Origin of the sequence: Demequina maris, from assembly GCF_000971155.1 — a bacterium.
In the GTDB taxonomy this organism is placed as follows: domain Bacteria; phylum Actinomycetota; class Actinomycetes; order Actinomycetales; family Demequinaceae; genus Demequina; species Demequina maris.
Genome location: NZ_BBLX01000001.1, coordinates 349,075 through 370,525, shown reverse-complemented (window position 1 = coordinate 370,525; position 21,451 = coordinate 349,075). Strand labels below are relative to the sequence as shown.

16 protein-coding genes are annotated in these 21,451 nt (G+C 71.0%); 14 read left to right on the top strand and 2 right to left on the bottom strand.

From position 1 onward, the window contains the following. Window positions 1–28: 28 nt before the first annotated feature. On the bottom strand, window positions 29–439 hold the full coding sequence (locus tag AOM02_RS01760) for a PaaI family thioesterase (RefSeq protein WP_062295995.1): 411 nt from the start codon (window positions 437–439) through the stop codon (window positions 29–31). Here AOM02_RS01760 and polA point away from each other — a divergent pair. The 6 genes from polA (at window position 438) to AOM02_RS01730 (ending at window position 9,800) form a co-directional block, all read left to right on the top strand. Continuing rightward, a complete protein-coding gene (polA, locus tag AOM02_RS01755) occupies window positions 438–3,119 on the top strand; it encodes a DNA polymerase I (protein ID WP_062295993.1) in 2,682 nt (893 codons plus the stop codon). The genes AOM02_RS01760 and polA overlap by 2 nt on opposite strands. Window positions 3,120–3,129: 10 nt before the next feature. Next, window positions 3,130–4,152 (top strand): 6-phosphofructokinase, encoded by a 1,023-nt coding sequence (locus tag AOM02_RS01750; RefSeq protein WP_062295991.1) that lies wholly within the window; start codon window positions 3,130–3,132, stop codon window positions 4,150–4,152. Between the two features lie 176 nt (window positions 4,153–4,328). Beyond that, complete coding sequence (gene rpsA / locus AOM02_RS01745; protein WP_062295989.1) at window positions 4,329–5,822, top strand: 30S ribosomal protein S1; 1,494 nt, start codon at window positions 4,329–4,331, stop codon at window positions 5,820–5,822. Window positions 5,823–5,922: 100 nt separating this feature from the next. Then, the gene (coaE, locus tag AOM02_RS01740) at window positions 5,923–6,516 is read left to right on the top strand and encodes a dephospho-CoA kinase (RefSeq protein ID WP_062295987.1); all 594 of its coding nucleotides are present in this window, start codon (window positions 5,923–5,925) and stop codon (window positions 6,514–6,516) included. Between the two features lie 42 nt (window positions 6,517–6,558). Continuing rightward, a complete protein-coding gene (uvrB, locus tag AOM02_RS01735; protein WP_062295985.1) occupies window positions 6,559–8,622 on the top strand; it encodes an excinuclease ABC subunit UvrB in 2,064 nt (687 codons plus the stop codon). 155 nt (window positions 8,623–8,777) lie between these two features. Next, the gene (locus tag AOM02_RS01730) at window positions 8,778–9,800 is read left to right on the top strand and encodes a TerC/Alx family metal homeostasis membrane protein (RefSeq protein WP_062295983.1); all 1,023 of its coding nucleotides are present in this window, start codon (window positions 8,778–8,780) and stop codon (window positions 9,798–9,800) included. Between the two features lie 264 nt (window positions 9,801–10,064). On the opposite strand, the gene AOM02_RS01725 is transcribed toward AOM02_RS01730, so the two are convergent. Further along, window positions 10,065–10,349, bottom strand: coding sequence for a YciI family protein (locus tag AOM02_RS01725; RefSeq protein WP_062295981.1), 285 nt, complete (start codon window positions 10,347–10,349; stop codon window positions 10,065–10,067). Between the two features lie 146 nt (window positions 10,350–10,495). Between AOM02_RS01725 and uvrA the strand changes: the two genes are divergently transcribed. The 8 genes from uvrA (at window position 10,496) to tpiA (ending at window position 21,373) form a co-directional block, all read left to right on the top strand. Further along, window positions 10,496–13,336: an excinuclease ABC subunit UvrA gene (gene uvrA / locus AOM02_RS01720; protein WP_062295980.1), complete on the top strand. Its 2,841-nt coding sequence runs from the start codon at window positions 10,496–10,498 to the stop codon at window positions 13,334–13,336. 16 nt (window positions 13,337–13,352) lie between these two features. Then, entirely contained in the window at window positions 13,353–15,236 is a 1,884-nt protein-coding gene (gene uvrC / locus AOM02_RS01715) for an excinuclease ABC subunit UvrC (protein WP_062295978.1), read from the top strand. Next, entirely contained in the window at window positions 15,233–16,153 is a 921-nt protein-coding gene (rapZ, locus tag AOM02_RS01710) for an RNase adapter RapZ (protein WP_082100410.1), read from the top strand. Before uvrC ends, rapZ begins: the two co-directional genes overlap by 4 nt. Beyond that, a complete protein-coding gene (locus tag AOM02_RS01705; protein WP_082104811.1) occupies window positions 16,150–17,097 on the top strand; it encodes a gluconeogenesis factor YvcK family protein in 948 nt (315 codons plus the stop codon). Before rapZ ends, AOM02_RS01705 begins: the two co-directional genes overlap by 4 nt. A gap of 20 nt (window positions 17,098–17,117) precedes the next feature. After that, on the top strand, window positions 17,118–18,101 hold the full coding sequence (whiA, locus tag AOM02_RS01700) for a DNA-binding protein WhiA (RefSeq protein WP_062295976.1): 984 nt from the start codon (window positions 17,118–17,120) through the stop codon (window positions 18,099–18,101). Window positions 18,102–18,272: 171 nt separating this feature from the next. Continuing rightward, on the top strand, window positions 18,273–19,280 hold the full coding sequence (gene gap, locus AOM02_RS01695) for a type I glyceraldehyde-3-phosphate dehydrogenase (protein ID WP_062295974.1): 1,008 nt from the start codon (window positions 18,273–18,275) through the stop codon (window positions 19,278–19,280). 105 nt (window positions 19,281–19,385) lie between these two features. After that, window positions 19,386–20,576, top strand: coding sequence for a phosphoglycerate kinase (locus AOM02_RS01690; protein ID WP_062295972.1), 1,191 nt, complete (start codon window positions 19,386–19,388; stop codon window positions 20,574–20,576). Between the two features lie 5 nt (window positions 20,577–20,581). Next, window positions 20,582–21,373, top strand: coding sequence for a triose-phosphate isomerase (gene tpiA / locus AOM02_RS01685; RefSeq protein WP_062295968.1), 792 nt, complete (start codon window positions 20,582–20,584; stop codon window positions 21,371–21,373). The last annotated feature ends 78 nt before the right edge of the window (window positions 21,374–21,451 follow it).

Here is a 21,451-nt window from a genome sequence, read left to right as displayed (position 1 = left end):
CGCCGAACCTACCTGAGCCATGTTTCGTTCATGTGGCATGGCGCGGCCGAATCGCGCAGGTCAGGCGTCCGACGGACACGGTTGCGCCCGATTCGTCCGTGATCGTGATGGAGTACGCCGCCACGGTGCGGCCCCGGTGGATCGCGCTGGCGACACCCGTCACGGTGCCGGTGCGCGCCCCTCGGACGTGGGTCATGTTGAGGTCGACGCCCACCGCGATGCCGTCGGGGCCGGCGTGCGCGGCGGCGGCGAGCGAGGCGAGGCTCTCGGCGAGCACGGCGGACGCGCCGCCGTGCAGCAGGCCATAGGGTTGCGTGTTGCCCTCGACGGGCATCGTCCCCGTCGCGCTGTCGGGGGTGACGGTCATGATGGAGATGCCCATCCGGGTGATGAGCCCGTCCTCGGGCAGCGGCGGCAGGGAGACCTCGGCGTCTGACATGGAAGATAGGTTGGCACCTGTGAGCGAATCCACCAAGGGAACACTCCTGCTCGTCGACGGTCTGTCGATGGCGTTCCGGGCCTTCTTCGGCCTCCCGGTCGAGAACTTCGCGACCAGCACGGGGGTGCCGACCAACGCGGTCTACGGCTTCACCACGATGCTCGCGACGCTGATGAAGGACCACCAGCCCACCCACCTCGCGGTGGCCTTCGACCTGCCGGGCGGCACGTTCCGCACCGAGCGCCTGCCGTCCTACAAGGGCACGCGCGACGAGACCCCGCCGGAGTTCGAGCCCCAGGTGCCGCTGATCCGCGAGGTGCTCGGCGCGCTCGGCGTCGCCGCGGTCGACAAGCCGCGCTACGAGGCCGACGACCTCCTCGCGACCTACGCGCGCCTCGGGCGCGAGGCGGGCCTGCGCGTGCTGGTCGTGTCGGGCGACCGCGACACCATCCAGCTCGTCAACGACGACGTCACCCTGCTCTACCCGCGCAAGGGCGTGTCCGACCTCGTGCGCTTCACCCCGGACGCGGTGCAGGAGAAGTACGGCGTGCGCCCCGAGCAGTACCCCGACATGGCGGCGCTGGTCGGCGAGACCAGCGACAACCTCCCGGGCGTGCCCGGCGTGGGCCCCAAGACCGCCGCCAAGTGGATCGGCGTCTACGGCGGCCTCGCCGGCATCCTCGACAGCGCGGAGGACGTGCCCGGCAAGGCCGGCCAGTCGCTGCGCGACCACGTCGACCAGGTCCGCCTCAACCGCGAGCTCAACCACCTCCTCACCGATCTCGAGGTCGAGGTGCCGGTCGAGGACCTCGAGTACACCGGCGGCGACGTCGCCGCGATCCACCAGGTCTGCGACGCGCTCCAGTTCCGCACGCTGCGCGACCGGCTGCTGCCGTTCGCGGCGGGGGACGATGCGGCGGAGGCGGCCGTGGAGACCGCCGCCGTGGTGGTGCGCACCGAGGGCGCCGTGGGCGCCGTCACCGCGATGACCGGCCCCGTCGCGGTCCACGTCGACGGCCGCGGCGGCGCGGACGCCGACGCGTGGGCCCTCGGCGTCGCCGACGCCGCCGACGTCGCGTGGGGCATCGACCTCACCGCGCTCGGCCCGGCCGACGAGAAGGCGCTGGCCGCCTGGCTCGCGGACGCGTCGGTGCCCAAGGTGCTGCACGCCGCGAAGGACGCGTGGCACGCGCTGCAGGCGCGCGGGTGGGACCTGGCGGGCATCGTCGGGGACACCCAGATCGCGGCCTTCCTGGTGAACCCGGACCAGCGCGGCTTCGAGCTCGACCAGATCCTGCAGCGCCACCTCGGGCTCACGCTCGACTCGGCCGCCGCATCGGGCGAGCTCGACCTCGGGCTGGGCGGCTCGGCCGCGGAGGGCGCGGGGGAGCGCGCCGCGCACGTGCGCGCCCTGGCCGCCGTGCTCGACCCGATGGTCGCGGAGCGCGGCATGGCGGACCTCTACACCGATCTCGAGATCCCGCTCGTGTCCGTGCTCGCGCGCATGGAGCACGCCGGCATGGCGGTCGACCGCGAGCAGCTGGGCGCGCTGTCCGACGAGGCCCGGGGCCGCGCGGACCGCGCCGCCGAGGACGCGTACGCCGCGATCGGCGGCGACCGGGTCAACCTCGGCTCGCCGAAGCAGCTGCAGGAGGTGCTGTTCGACCGCCTGGGCATGCCCAAGACCAAGAAGATCAAGACGGGCTACTCGACCGACGCATCGTCCCTGCACGACCTCAACGAGAAGTCGCCGCACCCGTTCCTCACGGCGCTGCTCGCGCATCGTGACGCGTCCAAGCTGTCGCAGATCATCGAGACGCTCGCGCAGGCCGTGCAGCCGGACGGCCGCATCCACACGACCTTCTCGCAGGTCGTCGCCGCGACCGGGCGCCTCAGCTCCAAGGACCCGAACCTCCAGAACATCCCGATCCGCACGCCCGAGGGGCACCGGATCCGCGAGGCGTTCGTGGTGGGCGAGGGCTTCGAGACGCTCGTCACGGCTGACTACTCGCAGATCGAGATGCGCATCATGGCGCACCTGTCGGGCGACGCCGGGCTCATCGAGGCGTTCGCGGCGGGGGAGGACCTGCACCGCTTCGTCGGCTCGCGCGTGTACGGCGTCGCGCCGGAGGACGTCACGCCGGAGATGCGCTCGCACGTCAAGGCGATGTCCTACGGCCTCGCGTACGGGCTGTCGACCTTCGGGCTGTCGCGTCAGCTGGGCATCTCCGTCAACGCCGCGCAGGCGCTCGTGGACGACTACTACGCGCGGTTCCGCGGGGTGCGCGAGTACCTGGACGCGGTGGTGGTGCAGGCGCGCAAGGACGGCTACACGGAGACCATCTTCGGCCGGCGCCGCTACGTGCCGGATCTGACCTCCACCAACCGTCAGCGCCGCGACATCGCGGAGCGGGTCGCGCTCAACGCGCCCATCCAGGGCTCGGCGGCGGACCTGATCAAGCGCGCGATGCTGGGCGTGGAATCGCGTCTCAAGGACGAAGGTCTGGCATCACGCCAGGTACTTCAGGTGCATGATGAGCTCGTGGTCGAGACAGCCCCCGGTGAACGCGAGGCGGTCGAGGCCATCCTCAGGGAGGAGATGCGCGCCGCCGGCGACCTCAGCGTCCCTCTCGATGTCAACGTCGGAACGGGCGGTGACTGGCGCACCGCTGGACACTAGGGTTGGTGGCATGCGAATCGGTCTTCTCACGGGTGGCGGGGACTGCCCCGGTCTGAACGCGGCGATCCGCGCGGTGGTCAAGCGCGGCACGTCCGAGCTCGGCTGCTCGATCGTCGGGTTCAACAACGGCTGGCAGGGCGTCATCGACGGCGACGCCCGGCCGATGACGCGCGACGACGTCTCGGGCATCCTCGTCCACGGCGGCACGATGCTCGGCACGGCCCGCTGCCACCCGCACAAGGTGCCCGGCGGCATGGAGGCCGTGCAGGAGACCTTCGAGAACGAGAAGCTCGACGGCTTCATCTGCATCGGCGGCGACGGCACGCTCAAGGCCGCCGGCAAGGTGTCGAAGGCGCTCGGCGTCCCCGTGATCGGCATCCCGAAGACCATCGACAACGACGTGGTCGGCACGGACGCCGCGATCGGCTTCGACACCGCGGTGTCCATCGCGACCGAGGCGATCGACCGCCTCCACTCCACGGCCGAGTCCCACAACCGTGTCATGGTCGTCGAGCTCATGGGCCGTCACAGCGGCTGGATCTCGGTGACCGCGGGCATCGCGGGCGGCGCGGACATCATCCTCGCGCCCGAGGAGCCGTTCGACATCGACGTGATCGCCAAGCGCATCAAGCACCGTCACCGCTACAAGAACTTCTCGATCGTCGCGGTCGCCGAGGGCGCCATCCCCGCCGAGGGCTCGAAGTGGGAGGGCAAGCAGACCCTCGACGCCAAGGGCAACCCGATCGCCGGCTCGATCGGCCACGAGGTCACCAAGGCCATCGAGGCCGCCACGGGCTTCACGACCCGCCTCACGGTGCTCGGCTACGTGCAGCGCGGCGGCGTGCCGACCGCGGCGGACCGCCTGCTCGGCACCCGCATGGGCGTCGCCGCGATCGACGGCATCGTCGGCGGCGAGACGGACAAGTTCACCGCGCTCCAGGGCAACCACATCGTGCTCGAGCCCTTCGAGACGATGATGGGCAAGACCAAGTGGGTGCCCGACGAGCTGCTCATGGCGGCGCGCGGGCTCTGACGCGTCCGACACCGGGGGACGATGCGCCGGCGACCAGGCGCATCGTCCCGCCGCGCCGGGGACGACGGCATTGGCCGGAACGGGAAGAACGCGGTAGGATATCCGTTGGTCTGGTGCGCCCGCGTGCCCGGCCGACCATATCCATACGATTCCCTGTCCACCGGAGCAACTCCTTAATGTCCGTTTCCACCCCCGAGTCCGCAATCGCCGTCAACGACATCGGCACCGCTGAGGATTTCCTCGCTGCCGTCGACGCGACCATCAAGAACTTCGACGACGGTGACCTCGTCGAGGGCACCATCGTCAAGGTCGACCGTGACGAGGTCCTCCTCGACATCGGCTACAAGACCGAGGGCGTCATCCCCTCGCGCGAGCTTTCCATCCGCCACGACGCCAACCCGGATGAGGTCGTCAACGTCGGCGACACCGTCGAGGCGCTCGTCCTCACCAAGGAGGACAAGGAGGGTCGCCTGATCCTCTCGAAGAAGCGTGCGCAGTACGAGCGCGCGTGGGGCTCGATCGAGAAGATCAAGGACGAGGACGGCGTCGTCTCCGGTACCGTCATCGAGGTCGTCAAGGGCGGCCTCATCGTCGACATCGGCCTCCGCGGCTTCCTGCCCGCCTCGCTCGTCGAGATGCGTCGCGTGCGCGACCTCGCGCCGTACATCGGCCAGTCGATCGAGGCGAAGATCATCGAGCTCGACAAGAACCGCAACAACGTGGTCCTGTCGCGCCGTGCCTTCCTCGAGCAGACGCAGTCCGAGGTGCGCTCGTCGTTCCTCACCGCGCTCGCGCCGGGCCAGGTCCGCAAGGGTGTCGTCTCGTCGATCGTCAACTTCGGTGCGTTCGTCGACCTCGGCGGCGTGGACGGCCTCGTGCACGTCTCCGAGCTGTCGTGGAAGCACATCGACCACCCGTCCGAGGTCGTCTCGGTCGGCCAGGAGGTCGAGGTCGAGGTCCTCACCGTCGAGATGGACCGCGAGCGCGTCTCGCTGTCGCTCAAGGCGACCCAGGAGGACCCGTGGGCGGTCTACGCCCGCACCCACGCGATCGGCCAGATCGTCCCGGGCAAGGTCACCAAGCTCGTCCCGTTCGGCGCGTTCGTCCGCGTCTACGAGGGCATCGAGGGCCTCGTGCACATCTCGGAGCTGGCGACCCGCCACGTCGAGCTGCCCGAGCAGGTCGTGTCGGCCGACGAGGACGTCTTCGTCAAGATCATCGACATCGACCTCGAGCGTCGCCGCATCTCGCTCTCCATCAAGCAGGCGAACGAGGGCGTGGACCCGCAGGGCGAGGACTTCGACCCCGCGCTCTACGGCATGACCGCCGAGTACGACGCCCAGGGCAACTACAAGTACCCCGAGGGCTTCGACCCCGAGACCCAGGAGTGGCGCGAGGGCTTCGAGTCCGAGCGCGAGGCCTGGGAGGCCGAGTACGCCAAGGCGCACGAGCGCTGGGAGGCGCACAAGGCGTTCGTCGCCAAGCAGGACGCGCAGGCCGCCGAGGCCGAGGCGACCGCTCCCGCGGCGTCCTCCGCTCCCCGCAAGGGCGGCCGCAAGGCCGACGGCCCGACCTCGTACTCGTCGCACGACGAGGCGTCGGCGGACCAGGGCACGCTTGCCTCGGACGAGCGCCTCGCCGCTCTCCGCGAGAAGCTGACCGGCAACTAAGCCAGTCCCGTACGAAGGCCGTCACCCCTGCGGGGGTGGCGGCCTTCGTCGTATCCGCCCTGGGTTGGCGGCTGTCGGACCGGCGTGCTTGACTGCCGCTGTGCTTCGTATCGGCCTCACGGGCGGGATCGCCTCCGGCAAGTCCACCGCTTCCGCGCGCTTCCGTGCGCGCGGCGCCCGCGTGATCGACCACGACGAGCTCGCCCGCCGGGCCGTCGAGCCGGGCTCGGCCGCGCTCGTCGACATCGTGTCGGAGTTCGGCGACCGCGTCATCAAGGACGAGGCGCTCGACCGCCGCGCGCTCGCCGGCATCGTGTTCCACGACCAGAGCGCCCGCGAGCGGCTCAACGCGATCGTGCACCCCTACGTGTACGCGATGGGGGCGGCCGCGGACCGTCAGGCCCGCCGCGACGGCGTCAAGGTGATCGTCCACGACATCCCGCTGCTGCTCGAGAGCGGCCAGGGCCCCGACTTCGACCTCGTGGTCACCGTGGAGGCGCCCGAGCACGTCCGCGTGAGCCGCATGGTCGCGACCCGCGGCATGACGGAGCACGATGCGCTGGCCAGGATCCGCGCGCAGGCGACCGACGAGGAGCGGGCCGCGATCGCGGACGTCGTGCTCGACGGGTCGGGCGACGTCGCGGGGCTCGACCGTCAGGTGGACGCGTTCTGGGACCTCAACGTCCCCCGCTGACCGGCGCATCGTCCTGTCGGAGGTCCGGCGTACCGTAGTCGCATGAGCAGCCCCGACCTCCGCCGCAGCGAGGCACCCTTCCAGGTGGTGTCCGAGTACAAGCCCTCCGGCGACCAGCCGAAGGCCATCGACGACCTCGCGCGGCGCATCCAGGCGGGGGAGCGGGACGTGGTGCTGCTGGGCGCGACGGGTACCGGCAAGTCGGCCACCACGGCGTGGCTCGTCGAGCGGCTCCAGCGGCCCACGCTGGTGATGGCGCACAACAAGACGCTCGCGGCGCAGCTCGCGAACGAGTTCCGCGACCTGCTCCCGAACAACGCGGTCGAGTACTTCGTCAGCTACTACGACTACTACCAGCCCGAGGCCTACGTGCCGCAGACGGACACCTTCATCGAGAAGGACTCGTCGATCAACGAGGAGGTCGAGCGGCTGCGCTACTCGGCCACCAACTCGCTGCTGACCCGGCGGGACGTCATCGTCGTGTCGTCGGTGTCCTGCATCTACGGCCTCGGCACGCCGGAGGAGTACATCCAGGGCATGGTGACGCTCGGGGTGGGCGACGTGCTCGACCGCGACGCGCTGCTGCGCGAGTTCGTGCAGATGCAGTACTCGCGCAACGACCTCGCGTTCACGCGCGGCACTTTCCGCGTGCGCGGCGACACCGTCGAGATCATCCCGGTGTACGAGGAGCTCGCGATCCGCATCGAGATGTTCGGGGACGAGATCGAGGCGCTGTACTCGCTCCACCCGCTCACCGGCGAGGTCGTCGAGCGCCGGCAGCAGGTCCACATCTTCCCGGCCTCGCACTACGTGGCGAGCGAGGAGCGCATGAACCGCGCCATCCGCACCATCGAGCTCGAGCTCGAGGAGCGGCTGCAGGAGCTCGAGCGGCAGAACAAGCTCCTCGAGGCGCAGCGTCTCAAGATGCGCACCACGTTCGACCTCGAGATGATGCGCTCGGTCGGGACGTGCTCGGGCATCGAGAACTACTCGCGGCACATCGAGCAGAGGGAGGCCGGCACGCCGCCGCACACGCTGCTCGACTACTTCCCGGACGACTTCCTCCTGGTGATCGACGAGTCGCACGTGACCGTGCCGCAGATCGGCGCGATGTACGAGGGCGACACGTCGCGCAAGCGCACGCTCGTCGAGCACGGCTTCCGCCTGCCGTCCGCGCTCGACAACCGGCCGCTCAAGTGGCCCGAGTTCCAGGAGCGGATCGGCCAGACCGTGTGCCTCTCCGCGACGCCCGGCAAGTACGAGCTCGAGCGCTCCGACGGCGTGGTGGAGCAGATCATCCGCCCCACCGGCCTCGTCGACCCCAAGGTGGTCGTCAAGCCCACCGAGGGTCAGATCGACGACCTCCTCGAGTGCATCCGCGCGCGGGTCGAGCGCGACGAGCGCGTCCTCGTCACCACGCTCACCAAGAAGATGGCCGAGGACCTCACCGAGTACCTGGGCGATCGCGGGGTGCGCGTCGAGTACCTGCACTCGGACGTCGACACGCTGCGGCGCGTCGAGCTGCTGCGCGAGCTCCGGATGGGCCGCTACGACGTGCTCGTCGGCATCAACCTGCTGCGCGAGGGCCTCGACCTGCCCGAGGTATCTCTCGTGTCGATCCTCGACGCCGACAAGGAGGGCTTCCTGCGGTCCGGGACGTCGCTCATCCAGACCATCGGCCGCGCCGCCCGTAACGTGTCCGGCGAGGTGCACATGTACGCGGACACCATCACGGACTCGATGGCCTCCGCGATCGACGAGACCAACCGGCGCCGCGAGCTCCAGGTCGCGTTCAACGAGGCGAACGGGATCGACCCGCAGCCGCTGCGCAAGCGCATCGGCGACATCACCGAGATGCTCGCGCGCGAGGAGGCCGACACGGCCGCGACACTCGAGCAGGCCAAGCGCGCACCCACGCCCGGCGGCGACGGCAAGAAGACCCTGCTGGCGCAGCGGCCCGCCGAGGAGCTGTCACAGCTCATCGAGGACCTCTCCGACCAGATGCGCGCCGCGGCTGCGGACCTGCAGTTCGAGATCGCCGCGCGCCTCCGCGACGAGATCGGCGAGCTCAAGAAGGAGCTGCGCCAGATGATCAACGCCGGCTGAGGCCGGCACGCTGCGTCGCCGCGCGTCACCAGCGGGGGTCTCCGCGGTCGTCTCCGCGGCTGCCCGCGCCCGCTGCATCGCCCACGCGCCGCCCGCGGAGGTCTCCACGCCCGCCCACGCCCGCTGCGTCGCCCGCGCGCCCCTAGGATGGTCCGGTGGAATCGACGACTGTCTGGCTCATCACCATCCTCGGGGTCATCGCGGTCGTCGCGTTCGACTTCCTCGTGGTGGTGCGCCGCCCGCACGAGCCGTCCTTCAAGGAGTCCGTCCGCTGGACGGGCTTCTACGTCGGGCTCGCCGGCCTGTTCGGGCTCGGGATGCTCGGCTGGGCGGGGCCCCAGAAGGCGACGGAGTTCTTCGCGGGCTACGTGACCGAATGGTCGCTGTCGGTCGACAACCTCTTCGTGTTCCTCGTGATCCTGGCGCGCTTCCAGGTGCCGCCGCGCTACCGGCAGCGGGTGCTGCTGTTCGGCGTGGTCCTCGCGCTCGTGCTGCGCGGCCTGTTCATCGCCGCGGGCGCGGCCGCGCTGCACACGTTCTCGTGGGTCTTCTACCTGTTCGGCTTCTTCCTCCTGTGGACCGCGGTGAGCGTGGCCCGCGAGGGCGGCGCCGAGGAGGGCGAGGTCGAGTACAAGGAGACCGCCGCCGTGAGGATGGCGCGCCGGTTCCTGCCCGCGACCGACGGGTATCGGAACGGCTCGGTCATCGTGAAGGAGGGCGGCAGGCGCCTCATCACGCCGCTGCTGCTGGTGATGATCGCGATCGGCACCACGGACGTGCTGTTCGCGCTCGACTCGATCCCCGCGATCTTCGGCCTGACCGACGACCCGTACATCGTGTTCACCGCCAACGCCTTCGCGCTCATGGGGCTGCGACAGCTGTTCTTCGTGGTGGAGGGTCTGCTGCGGCGCCTCATCTACCTGTCGTATGGGCTCGCGGTGGTGCTCGGCTTCATCGGAGTCAAGCTCCTGCTGAGCGCTCTGCACGAGAACTCGGTGCCCTTCATCAACGGCGGGCAGCCCGTCGAGTGGGCCCCCGAGATCCCCACGTGGGCCTCCCTCGTGGTCATCCTCGTCGCGATCGGCGGCGCCGCGCTGGTGTCCGTCATCGCCTCGGGGCGCACCGGTGAGACCCTGCCGCGCGAGCACCATCATCACGACCGGCACGAGGACGCCTGACGGCTCGCTTCAGCGCGGCACCTCCAGCGGTTCCGCTCACGGTGCGGTTCGGGGTGGATCCCGGGTCTCCCGTACCGGTCAGCGTGCGCGGGCGGCACGGATCGCCACCATAGGGGCCGATCGGCGGTCTGAAGCGACACGATTCCCGGCCTCAAGGGCTGAGGGAGCGGTCCGCACCGTCAGCGGTACGGGAAGGACCGAGGCGGGCGAGATCCGCACCGTCAGCGGTACGGCTGGCGGGCGGGACTGATGGTCCGGCGAGGTTCAGGCGGTCCAGGGGCCGCCGGCCGGCCACGTCCGCACCGAGTGACGGACCACGAGCCCGGCCTTCTGGTACGGGTCCTGGGCCAGCATCGCCTCGACCTCCTCGGGCCCGTCCGCGTCGAAGACCAGGAGCGCGCCGGGCTCGCCGTCGTCCTCGTAGCGGCCGAACACCTTGGCGATGCCCAGCTCCGCGAGTCCCAGCATCCAGGCGCGGTGCACGGGGCGCATCTCCTCGCGCTCGGCGGCGCGCTCGTCGTAGACGTAGTGGATCGCGTAGAGGCTCATGAGCCCATCCTGGTCCGACGGGCGACGGGACGATGCGCGCCGCGCCGCGGTGGCACGGTGGGAGGCGCGGCCGCCCGGCGCCGCACGGGCGCGCGACACGCCGCATCGAACGTGTGTTCGAAGCGGTTTCCGCGTAGCATGGCCGGGTGAACGACCGTCTCCTAGTCCGCGGTGCGCGTGAGCACAACCTCAAGGGTGTCGACCTCGACCTTCCCCGCGACGCACTCATCGTCTTCTCCGGCCTCTCCGGCTCCGGCAAGTCGTCCCTCGCGTTCGACACGATCTTCGCCGAGGGCCAGCGCCGCTACGTCGAGTCGCTGAGCGCGTACGCCCGCCAGTTCCTGGGCCAGATGGACAAGCCCGACGTCGACTTCATCGAGGGCCTGAGCCCCGCGGTGTCGATCGATCAGAAGTCGACCAACCGCAACCCGCGCTCGACGGTCGGCACCATCACCGAGGTCTACGACTACCTGCGCCTCCTGTACGCGCGCGTCGGCACCCCGCACTGCCCGGTCTGCGGCGAGCAGATCCAGGCGCAGACCCCGCAGCAGATCGTCGATTCCGTGCTCGCGCTGCCCGAGGGCACCCGCTACCAGGTGCTCGCGCCCGTGGTCCGCGGCCGCAAGGGCGAGTACCAGGACCTCTTCGAGGACCTCCAGCAGCAGGGCTTCGCCCGCGCCCGCGTCGACGGCGAGACCGTCCAGCTCACCGAGCCGCCGCAGCTGGAGAAGAAGCTCAAGCACGACATCGAGGTGGTGGTCGACCGCCTGGTGGCGCGCGACGGCGTGCGCCAGCGTCTCACCGACTCGGTCGAGACCGCGCTGCGCATCGCGGACGGGCTCGTCATCATCGACCCCGTCGACGGCGAGATCGAGCCGCGCCGCTACTCCGAGAAGCGCGCGTGCCCTAACGACCACGTGCTGACGCTCGAGGAGATGGAGCCCCGCACGTTCTCCTTCAACGCCCCGTACGGCGCGTGCCCCGAGTGCACGGGCATCGGCATCCGCCTCGAGGTGGACCCGGACCTCGTGGTGCCGGACCGCGACCTGTCGCTCAACGGCGGCGCCGTCGCGCCGTGGGCGGCCACGAGCTCGGACTACTTCAGCCGCACCCTCACGGCACTCGCGGACGACCTGGGCTTCGACATGGACACCCCGTGGAAGGACTTGCCCAAGGAGGCGCGCACCGCGATCCTCACGGGCAAGGACTACCAGGTCCACGTGCGCTTCAAGAACCGTTACGGCCGCGAGCGTCAGTACACGACGGGCTTCGAGGGCGTCATCACCTGGATCGAGCGCCTGCACGAGCAGACCGAGTCCGAGTGGTCGCGCGAGAAGTACGAGTCGTACATGCGCGAGGTGCCGTGCCCGGTCTGCCGCGGCGCGCGCCTCAAGCCCGAGGTGCTCTCGGTGACCATCGGCGGCCGGTCGATCGCCGAGGTGTGCGAGCTGTCCATCGCGGACGCGCGCGACTTCCTCATCACCGCCGAGCTCGACGAGCGCGGCCGCCACATCGCGGTGCAGGTGCTCAAGGAGATCGACGCCCGCCTGGGCTTCCTCCTCGACGTGGGCCTCGACTACCTCACCCTCGCGCGCGCCGCCGGCACCCTGTCCGGCGGCGAGGCGCAGCGCATCCGCCTCGCGACGCAGATCGGCTCCGGCCTCGTGGGCGTCCTGTACGTGCTCGACGAGCCGAGCATCGGCCTCCACCAGCGCGACAACCGCCGCCTCATCGACACCCTCACGCGCCTGCGCGACCTGGGCAACACGCTCATCGTCGTCGAGCACGACGAGGACACCATCCGCACCGCCGACTGGGTGGTCGACATCGGCCCCGGCGCCGGCGAGCACGGGGGAGAGGTGGTCCACTCGGGCACGTACGAGGACCTGCTCGCCAACGAGCGCTCCATCACCGGCGCGTACGTCGCGGGCCGTCGCGCGATCGAGCTGCCGGAGACCCGCCGCCCGATCGACCCCAAGCGCGAGGTCACCGTCGTCGGCGCCCGCGAGCACAACCTGCGCGACATCGACGTGAGCTTCCCGCTCGGCGTGCTGACGGCGGTGACGGGGGTGTCCGGCTCGGGCAAGTCGACGCTGGTGAACTCGATCCTCTACACGAGCCTCGCGAACACCCTCAACGGCGCCCGCCAGGTCGCTGGCCGCCACACGCGCATCACGGGCACCGACCAGCTCGACAAGATCGTCCACGTCGACCAGGGCCCCATCGGCCGCACGCCGCGCTCCAACCCCGCCACGTACACGGGCGTGTGGGACAAGGTGCGCAAGCTCTTCGCGGAGACGCAGGAGGCGAAGGTCCGCGGCTACGGCCCCGGCCGCTTCTCGTTCAACGTCAAGGGCGGACGATGCGAGGCGTGCGCGGGCGACGGCACGCTCAAGATCGAGATGAACTTCCTTCCCGACGTGTACGTCCCGTGCGAGGTCTGCAAGGGCGCCCGCTACAACCGCGAGACGCTCGAGGTGCACTTCAAGGGCAAGAACGTGGCCGACGTGCTCGACATGCCGATCGAGGAGGCCGCGCACTTCTTCGAGGCGATCCCCGCGATCTCGCGTCACCTCACCACGCTCGTCGACGTGGGCCTCGGCTACGTGCGCCTGGGCCAGCCGGCCCCCACGCTGTCGGGCGGCGAGGCGCAGCGCGTCAAGCTCGCCTCGGAGCTGCAGCGCCGGTCGACGGGCCGCACGGTCTACGTCCTCGACGAGCCCACCACGGGTCTGCACTTCGAGGACGTCCGCAAGCTGCTCGGCGTGCTGCAGGGCCTGGTCGAGAAGGGCAACACGGTCATCGTCATCGAGCACAACCTCGACGTCATCAAGTCGTCCGACTGGGTCATCGACATGGGTCCGGAGGGCGGCTCGGGCGGCGGCACGGTGATCGCCGAGGGCACCCCGGAGGAGGTCGCGCGCGCGGAGGGCTCCCACACGGGCGCGTTCCTCGCGGAGATCCTCGGCGCGCCCGCGCCCGCCTGATCCCTAGGCTGGCGACGTGACCGACCCCGCCTCGTACCGCCCCGCCACCGGCACGATCCCGACCAAGCCGGGCGTGTACCGGTTCCGGGACCCGCACGGCCGCGTGGTGTACGTGGGCAAGGCGAAGAGCCTCCGGGCGCGCCTGGCGAACTACTTCCAGGACCCCGCGCAGCTCCACCCGCGCACGCGTGCCATGGTGACCACCGCCGCGTCCGTGGAGTGGACGGTGGTGCGCAACGAGGTCGAGGCGCTCATCCTCGAGCACACGTGGATCAAGCAGTACGACCCGCGCTTCAACGTGGTGTTCCGGGACGACAAGTCCTACCCGTACCTCGCGATCACGATGAACGAGAAGTTCCCGCGGATGCAGGTGATGCGGGGCGAGCGCAAGAAGGGCGTGCGCTACTTCGGGCCGTACGCGAAGGCGTGGGCGATCCGCGAGACCGTCGACACGCTGCTGACCGCGCTGCCGGTGCGCACGTGCGCGCCCGGGGTGTTCCGCAAGGCGGAGCGCCAGGGCCGGCCGTGCCTGCTCGGCTACATCGACAAGTGCGCGGCGCCGTGCGTGGGACGCATCTCCCCGGAGGACCACCAGGCGCTCGCCGAGCGGGCCTGCCAGGTCCTCGCGGGCGACGCGAAGTCGCTCGTGCGCGACCTGACCGCCTCGATGCAGGCGGCAGCCGAGCGCGAGGACTTCGAGGCGGCCGCGCGCGCACGCGACCGGCTGCGGGCGCTCGACTCGGTGATGGCGCGCAACGCGATCGTGCTCGATCCGGGCGTGGACGCCGACATCTTCTCTCTCGAGGACGACGAGCTCGAGGCCGCGGCACACGTCTTCCACGTGCGCGACGGCCGCATCGCCGGCGAGCGGGGCTGGGTGGTCGACAAGCCCGAGCCGCTGGGGCCGGCGGGGATGGTCGTGCGCCTCCTCGAGGAGGCGTACGGCGCCGCCGACGCCGAGGAGATCCCGCCCGAGGTGCTCGTGCCGCACCTGCCCGACGACTCCGCGATCCTCACCGAGTGGCTGAGCGGGCTGCGCGGCACCAAGGTGACGATGCGCGTCCCGGCCCGCGGCAAGAAGGCGGAGCTCGCGCAGACCGGGCACGGCAACGCCCGGCAGGTGCTCGAGCAGCACCGGCTCAAGCGCGCCTCCGACCTCACCACACGCTCGGCGGCGCTGCAGGAGCTGCAGGAGGCGATCGGCCTGACCGAGGCGCCGCTGCGCATCGAGTGCTACGACATCTCGCACACCCAGGGCACCAACCAGGTCGGCTCGATGGTGGTGTTCGAGGACGCGATCGCGCGCAAGCCCGAGTACCGGCAGTTCTCGATCGCGGACGCGGTCGACGACACCGAGGCGATGCGCGAGGTGCTGTCGCGCCGCTTCCGCCGCTACCTCGAGGAGTCGCAGCTCCCGCCCGAGGAGCGCGAGACCGCACGCTTCGCGTACCCGCCGCAGCTGGTCGTGGTCGACGGCGGCCTGCCGCAGGTGAACGCGGCGCGGCGGACCCTGGATGAGGTCGGCGTGCCCGAGATCGCGGTGGTGGGCCTCGCGAAGCGCCTCGAGGAGGTGTGGGTGCCGGGCGACGAGTTCCCCGTGATCCTGCCGCGCGGCTCCGAGGCCCTGTACCTGCTGCAGCGGGTCCGCGACGAGGCCCACCGCTTCGCGATCAAGCACCACCGCGCCAAGCGCACCAAGGCGATGAAGGTGTCCCAGCTGGACGAGGTGCCCGGCGTCGGCCCGGGCCGCGCGAAGGCGCTGCTCACCCACTTCGGCTCGCTCGCGCGGCTCAAGGAGGCCTCGATCGAGCAGATCGCGCTCGTCCCCGGCGTGGGGGCGGGCACCGCCCGGACTGTCTACCAGGCGCTGCGGGGCGAGGCTGGCATGCTGGACGCATGATGGACGAGGTCCCCCCGGTCACCTTCCCCTCCGGCATCCCGCGCCCCGCGCTGGACATGACGGGCGTCGACGCGGAGGTCATGGTGCTCACGGGCATGTCGGGCGCCGGCCGCACCAAGGCGGCCGCCGCGCTGGCGGACCTCGGCTGGTACGTGGTCGACAACCTGCCGCCGCAGCTGCTCGCCGGCCTCGTCGAGATGGTCGGGCGCGGACGCCACCACCGCCTCGCCGCCGTCGTCGACGTGCGCGGCGGCGACTTCTTCCAGGACGTCATCGCGGTCCTCGACGACCTCGAGGAGCGCGGCATCACCGTGCGCCTCGTGTTCCTCGACGCCTCGGACGCCGCCCTCGTGCACCGCTTCGAGGAGGCTCGCCGCCCGCACCCGCTGCAGGGCGACGGCACCATCCTCGAGGGGATCGCGCGCGAGCGCGCCGCGCTCACGGCGGTGCGCGAGCGGTCCACCGAGGTGGTCGACACCAGCCGCCTCAACGTCCACCAGCTCCGCGACGTCATGACCGAGGTCGCGGGGGAGACCGAGCGCCCGCTCCAGGTCAACGTCCAGTCCTTCGGCTTCAAGAACGGCTCGCCGCACGACGCCGACTTCGTCGCCGACGTCCGCTTCCTCCAGAACCCGCACTGGGAGCCCGAGCTCCGCCCCCTCACCGGCCTCGACCCCGCCGTGCGGGACTACGTGCTCGCGTCCGACGGCGCGCGCGACTTCGTCGACGGCTATGCCGACGTGATCGCCGGCGTCCTCGACCGCTACCGCGCGCACGACAAGCACTCGGTCACCATCGGCGTGGGCTGCACGGGCGGCAAGCACCGCTCGGTCGCGATCGCCGAGGAGCTCGGCCGGGTCCTCGGCGACCGCGGCTACCAGGTGCGCGTCACGCATCGTGACCGGGAGCCGCGATGACGGGTCCGCACGTCGTCGCCCTCGGCGGGGGGCACGGGCTCTACGCCTCGCTGACCGCGCTGCGCGGTGCCTGCGAGACGCTCACCGCGGTCGTCACCGTGGCCGACGACGGCGGCTCGTCCGGCCGCATCCGCGCCGAGATGCCGGTGCCGCCGCCGGGCGACCTGCGCATGGCGCTGTCCGCCCTGTGCGAGGACACCGACTGGGGCCGCACCTGGCGCGACGTCCTCCAGTGGCGCTTCGCCACCAGCGGCCCGCTCGACGGGCACGCGGTCGGCAACCTCCTCATCGCGGGCCTGTGGGACCGTACCGGCGGCATCGTCGAGGGCCTCGACTGGGTCGCGCGGCTGCTGCGCTGCGAGGGCCGCGTCCTGCCCGTCTCCACCGAGCCCATCACGGTGAGCGCGGACTTCGCGGTCGGCGACCGCGTCGAACGGGTGGTCGGACAGGTCGCAGTGGCGACGGCGCCCGGGCGCATGCGCTGCCTCGCGATCGACCCGGTCGAACCCGCGGTGCCGGCCGCCACGCTCGAGGCGATCGCTGAGGCCGACGCCGTGATCCTCGGACCCGGCAGCTGGTACACGTCCGTGCTCACCCACTTCCTGGTGCCGCGCGTCGCGGCCGCGCTCGTCGAGGCCGGCCCGCGCACGATCCTCACGCTCAACATCGCCCACGAGGACGAGGAGACCGCGGGCACCGACCGCGTCGACGACCTCGCGGCGCTGCGCGACGCCGCGCCCGGCTTCGTCCCCGCGGCGGTCCTGGTCGACGCCTCGGAGGACGATGCGGCCCTGAGGGCCGCCGTCGAGTCCTGGGGGGCGCGCTACGTCGTCGCGCCGGTGCGCGAGCCGGGCACGCTCGACCGTCACGATGCGGGCCTCCTGCGCGAGCAGTATCAGGCCCTCGTGTCCTGGGTCCGCAGCGGCGGAGCGCTCGCGCGCTGAGTGATGGCAGGATTGTCGCCATGGCATTGACGGCACAGGTGAAGGACGAGCTCGCGCGCGTCCCGGTCGAGAAGGTCTCCGCACGCAAGGCGGAGATCGCGGCGACCCTCCGCTTCGCGGGTGGGCTGCACATCGTCTCCGGGCGCATCGTCATCGAGGCGGAGCTCGACACCGCCGCCGCGGCGCGGCGGCTCCGCACCTACATCCACGAGACCTACGGGCTCGGCTCCGAGATCATCGTGGTCTCCGGAGGCGCGCTCAAGAAGGGCAACCGCTACGTGGTGCGCGTGGTCAAGGAGGGCGAGGCGCTCGCGCGTCAGACCGGCCTCCTCGACCACCGCGGACGGCCCGTGCGCGGCCTCCCGCCGCACGTGGTGGGCGGCGCGATCGAGGACACCGTCGCCGCCTGGCGCGGCGCCTTCCTCGCGCACGGCTCGCTCACCGAGCCCGGCCGCTCGTCCGCGCTCGAGGTGACGTCGCCCGGACCCGAGGCCGCCCTGGCGCTCGTGGGCGCGGCCCGTCGCCTCGGCATCGGCGCGAAGTCGCGCGAGGTGCGCGGCGTCGACCGCGTGGTGATCCGTGACGGCGACGCGATCTCCGCGCTGCTGGCCCGGCTCGGCGCGCACGACTCCGTCCTCGCGTGGGAGGAGAAGCGCACGCGCCGCGAGGTGCGCGGCACCGCCAACCGCCTCGCGAACTTCGACGACGCGAACCTGCGCCGCAGCGCCCGTGCGGCCGTCGCGGCCGGCGCGCGCGTCGCCCGCGCCTTCGAGATCCTCGGCGAGGACCTGCCCGAGCACCTGCGCGAGGCCGGCGAGCTGCGCCTGGCGAACCGCGAGGCGTCGCTCGAGGAGCTGGGCAAGCTCGCCGACCCGCCGCTCACGAAGGACGCCGTCGCGGGCCGCATCCGGCGCCTCCTGGCGACCGCCGACAAGCGTGCCGAGGAGCTGGGCATCCCGGACACCGAGGCGGGCATCAGCCAGGAGCTCCTCGAGGACGACTAGGCCCCCCGCGAGGCCCTCACCTGGGACTTCTGTCCGGCTGGCGGCGCAACGGGTAAGTAGTAGGCTCTCAAGCAGTGGCCCGCTCCACAGCGGCGTCCGGCGCACGTCGAGGTGCGCATCCCACCATCCACTATCGCGTCGCCCCGGCGACGCACCGGAGGAGACACAACAGTGACCATCAAGGTCGGTATCAACGGCTTCGGCCGCATCGGACGTAACTTCTTCCGCGCCATCGAGGCGCAGGGTGCAGACATCGAGGTCGTCGGTGTCAACGACCTCACGGACAACGCCACGCTGGCGCACCTCCTCAAGTACGACACCGTCCTGGGTCGTTTCCCCAAGGAGGTCACCTTCGACGACGACAACATCTACGTCGGCGGCAAGGCGATCAAGGCGCTGGCCGAGCGCGACCCCGCCAACCTCCCGTGGGCCGAGCTGGGCGCCGACATCGTGATCGAGTCGACCGGCTTCTTCACCGACGCCGAGAAGGCGAAGGCCCACATCGAGGCCGGCGCGAAGAAGGTCATCATCTCCGCCCCCGCGAAGAACGAGGACGCGACGTTCGTCATCGGTGTGAACCACACCGACTACGACCCGGCCGCGCACCACATCATCTCGAACGCGTCGTGCACCACCAACTGCCTCGCGCCCGTCGCGAAGGCCCTCAACGACGCCATCGGCATCGAGCGTGGCCTCATGACCACCATCCACGCGTACACCGGTGACCAGAACCTGCAGGACGGCCCGCACCGCGACATGCGTCGTGCCCGCGCCGCCGCGCAGAACATCGTCCCCACCTCGACCGGTGCGGCCAAGGCCGTGGCCCTCGTGCTCCCCGAGCTCAAGGGCAAGCTCGACGGCTTCGCGATGCGCGTGCCGACGATCACCGGCTCGGCGACCGACCTCACCTTCGAGGCCTCGCGCGAGGTCACGGTCGACGAGGTCAACGCCGCGGTGAAGGCCGCCGCCGAGGGCTCGATGGTCGGCACGCTCTCCTACGTCGAGGACGAGATCGTCTCCTCGGACATCGTGGGCGACCCGCACCAGTCGATCTTCGACGCCAAGCTCACGAAGGTCTCCGGCGGCACCACCGTCAAGATCGTGTCGTGGTACGACAACGAGTGGGGCTACTCCTCGTCGCTCGTGAAGCTGACCGAGTACGTCGGCGAGCGCCTCTAAGCACGCTCGATGTGAACGCAACGACGGCCGCGCACGCTCTGACGTGTGCGGCCGTCGTCGCGTCACCCCGCATCCCCTTCCCACTCCACTAGGACAGGAACCTCCATGAAGACCATCGACTCGCTTGGCGACCTCGCCGGCAAGAAGGTGCTCGTCCGCTCGGACCTCAACGTCCCGCTCGACGGCACCACGATCACCGACGACGGCCGTGTGCGCGCCTCCGTCCCGACCATCCAGAAGCTCCTCGACGCCGGTGCCGCCGTCATCGTCACCGCGCACCTGGGCCGCCCCAAGGGCGCCCCGGAGGACAAGTACTCGCTCGCGCCCGCCGCGGCCCGCCTCGCGGAGCTGCTCGGCAAGCCCGTCACGCTCGCGGAGGACCTCGTCGGCCCGTCTGCCAAGGCCGTCACCGACGCCCTCGAGCCCGGCCAGGTCGCGATGCTCGAGAACGTCCGCTTCGACGCCCGCGAGACCTCCAAGGTCGACGAGGAGCGCGAGGCGCTCGCCGCCGAGCTCGCCGCGTTCGCCGACGTCTTCGTCTCCGACGGCTTCGGCGTGGTCCACCGCAAGCAGGCCTCGGTCTACGACATCGCCAAGAAGCTGCCCGCCGCGGCCGGCACGCTCGTCGAGAAGGAGGTCGTGTCGCTGGGCAAGGCCGTGACCGACCCGGCCCGCCCGTACGCGGTGGTCCTCGGCGGCTCGAAGGTCTCCGACAAGCTCGGCGTCATCGCGAACCTGCTCACCAAGGCGGACCGCCTCCTCATCGGCGGCGGCATGGTCTTCACCTTCCTCGCGGCCAAGGGCTACGAGGTCGGCAACTCGCTGCTCGAGGCCGACCAGCTCGACACGGTCAAGGGCTACCTCGCGACCGCCGAGGAGAACGGCGTCGAGATCGTGCTCCCGACCGACATCGTCGCCGCGGACAAGTTCGCCGCCGACGCCGACGCGATCGTCGTCGCCGCGGACGCGATCCCCGCGGACCGCATGGGCCTCGACATCGGCCCCGACTCGGCCGCGCTGTTCGCGTCCAAGCTCGCCGACGCCAAGACCATCGTCTGGAACGGCCCCATGGGCGTGTTCGAGATGGAGGCCTTCGCGGCCGGCACCAAGGCCGTGGCCCAGGCCATGATCGACTCCGACGGCTTCTCGGTCGTCGGCGGCGGCGACTCGGCTGCGGCCGTGCGCCTGCTCGGCTTCGACGAGGCCGGCTTCGGCCACATCTCGACGGGCGGCGGCGCGTCGCTCGAGCTGCTCGAGGGCAAGGTCCTGCCGGGCCTCGCCGTTCTGGAGGACTGATACCCATGGCACGCACCCCGCTCATCGCCGGCAACTGGAAGCTCAACCTCGACCACCTCGAGGCGACGCACACCGTCCAGAAGCTCGCCTGGCTGCTCCGTGACGCCAAGCACGACTTCTCCGAGGTCGAGGTCGCGGTCCTGCCGTCGTTCACCTCGCTGCGCTCGGTGCAGACGCTCGTCGACGCCGACCAGCTCGAGCTCAAGTACGGCGCCCAGGACATCTCCGAGCACACCTCCGGCGCGTACACCGGCGAGGTCTCCGGCACCCAGCTGTCGAAGCTCGGCGTCTCGTTCGTGGCCGTCGGCCACTCCGAGCGCCGCCAGTACCACGGCGAGACCGACGACGTCGTCGCGGCCAAGACGAAGGCCGCCTTCGAACACGGCATCGTGCCGATCGTCTGCGTCGGCGAGGGCCTCGACATCCGCAAGGCCGGCGAGCACGTGTCCTACACGCTCGCGCAGGTCGACGGCGCGCTCAAGGACCTCCCCGCCGAGCAGGCCAAGGACGTCGTCATCGCCTACGAGCCCGTGTGGGCCATCGGCACCGGCGAGGTCGCGACCCCGGCGGACGCGCAGGAGGTCTGCGCGGCCATCCGCGGCCGTCTCGCGGAGCTGTACGACCAGGAGCTCGCGGACGGCGTCCGCGTCCTCTACGGCGGCTCGGTGAAGTCGTCGTCGATCGCGCAGCTCATGGCCGAGGAGGACGTCGACGGCGGCCTCGTCGGCGGCGCCTCGCTCGACCCCGAGGAGTTCTCGAAGATCGCGCGCTTCAAGTCGCACAACGTCGCGATGTGACACGCCACCGGGCCGGCCCCTCGAGGGGCCGGCCCGGTGCCGTGCGTCGCGTATCCTTGTGAGCGCAATCCATCATCT

Excerpts from the sequence above, each read along its gene's own strand:
- polA (WP_062295993.1), top strand. The coding sequence starts at position 438 with ATGGAAGATAGGTTGGCACCTGTGAGCGAATCCACCAAGGGAACACTC.
- AOM02_RS01760 (WP_062295995.1), bottom strand. The coding sequence starts at position 439 with ATGTCAGACGCCGAGGTCTCCCTGCCGCCGCTGCCCGAGGACGGGCTC.
- AOM02_RS01750 (WP_062295991.1), top strand. The coding sequence starts at position 3,130 with ATGCGAATCGGTCTTCTCACGGGTGGCGGGGACTGCCCCGGTCTGAAC.
- rpsA (WP_062295989.1), top strand. The coding sequence starts at position 4,329 with ATGTCCGTTTCCACCCCCGAGTCCGCAATCGCCGTCAACGACATCGGC.
- uvrB (WP_062295985.1), top strand. The coding sequence starts at position 6,559 with ATGAGCAGCCCCGACCTCCGCCGCAGCGAGGCACCCTTCCAGGTGGTG.
- AOM02_RS01725 (WP_062295981.1), bottom strand. The coding sequence starts at position 10,349 with ATGAGCCTCTACGCGATCCACTACGTCTACGACGAGCGCGCCGCCGAG.
- rapZ (WP_082100410.1), top strand. The coding sequence starts at position 15,233 with ATGATGGACGAGGTCCCCCCGGTCACCTTCCCCTCCGGCATCCCGCGC.
- AOM02_RS01705 (WP_082104811.1), top strand. The coding sequence starts at position 16,150 with ATGACGGGTCCGCACGTCGTCGCCCTCGGCGGGGGGCACGGGCTCTAC.
- whiA (WP_062295976.1), top strand. The coding sequence starts at position 17,118 with ATGGCATTGACGGCACAGGTGAAGGACGAGCTCGCGCGCGTCCCGGTC.
- AOM02_RS01690 (WP_062295972.1), top strand. The coding sequence starts at position 19,386 with ATGAAGACCATCGACTCGCTTGGCGACCTCGCCGGCAAGAAGGTGCTC.
- tpiA (WP_062295968.1), top strand. The coding sequence starts at position 20,582 with ATGGCACGCACCCCGCTCATCGCCGGCAACTGGAAGCTCAACCTCGAC.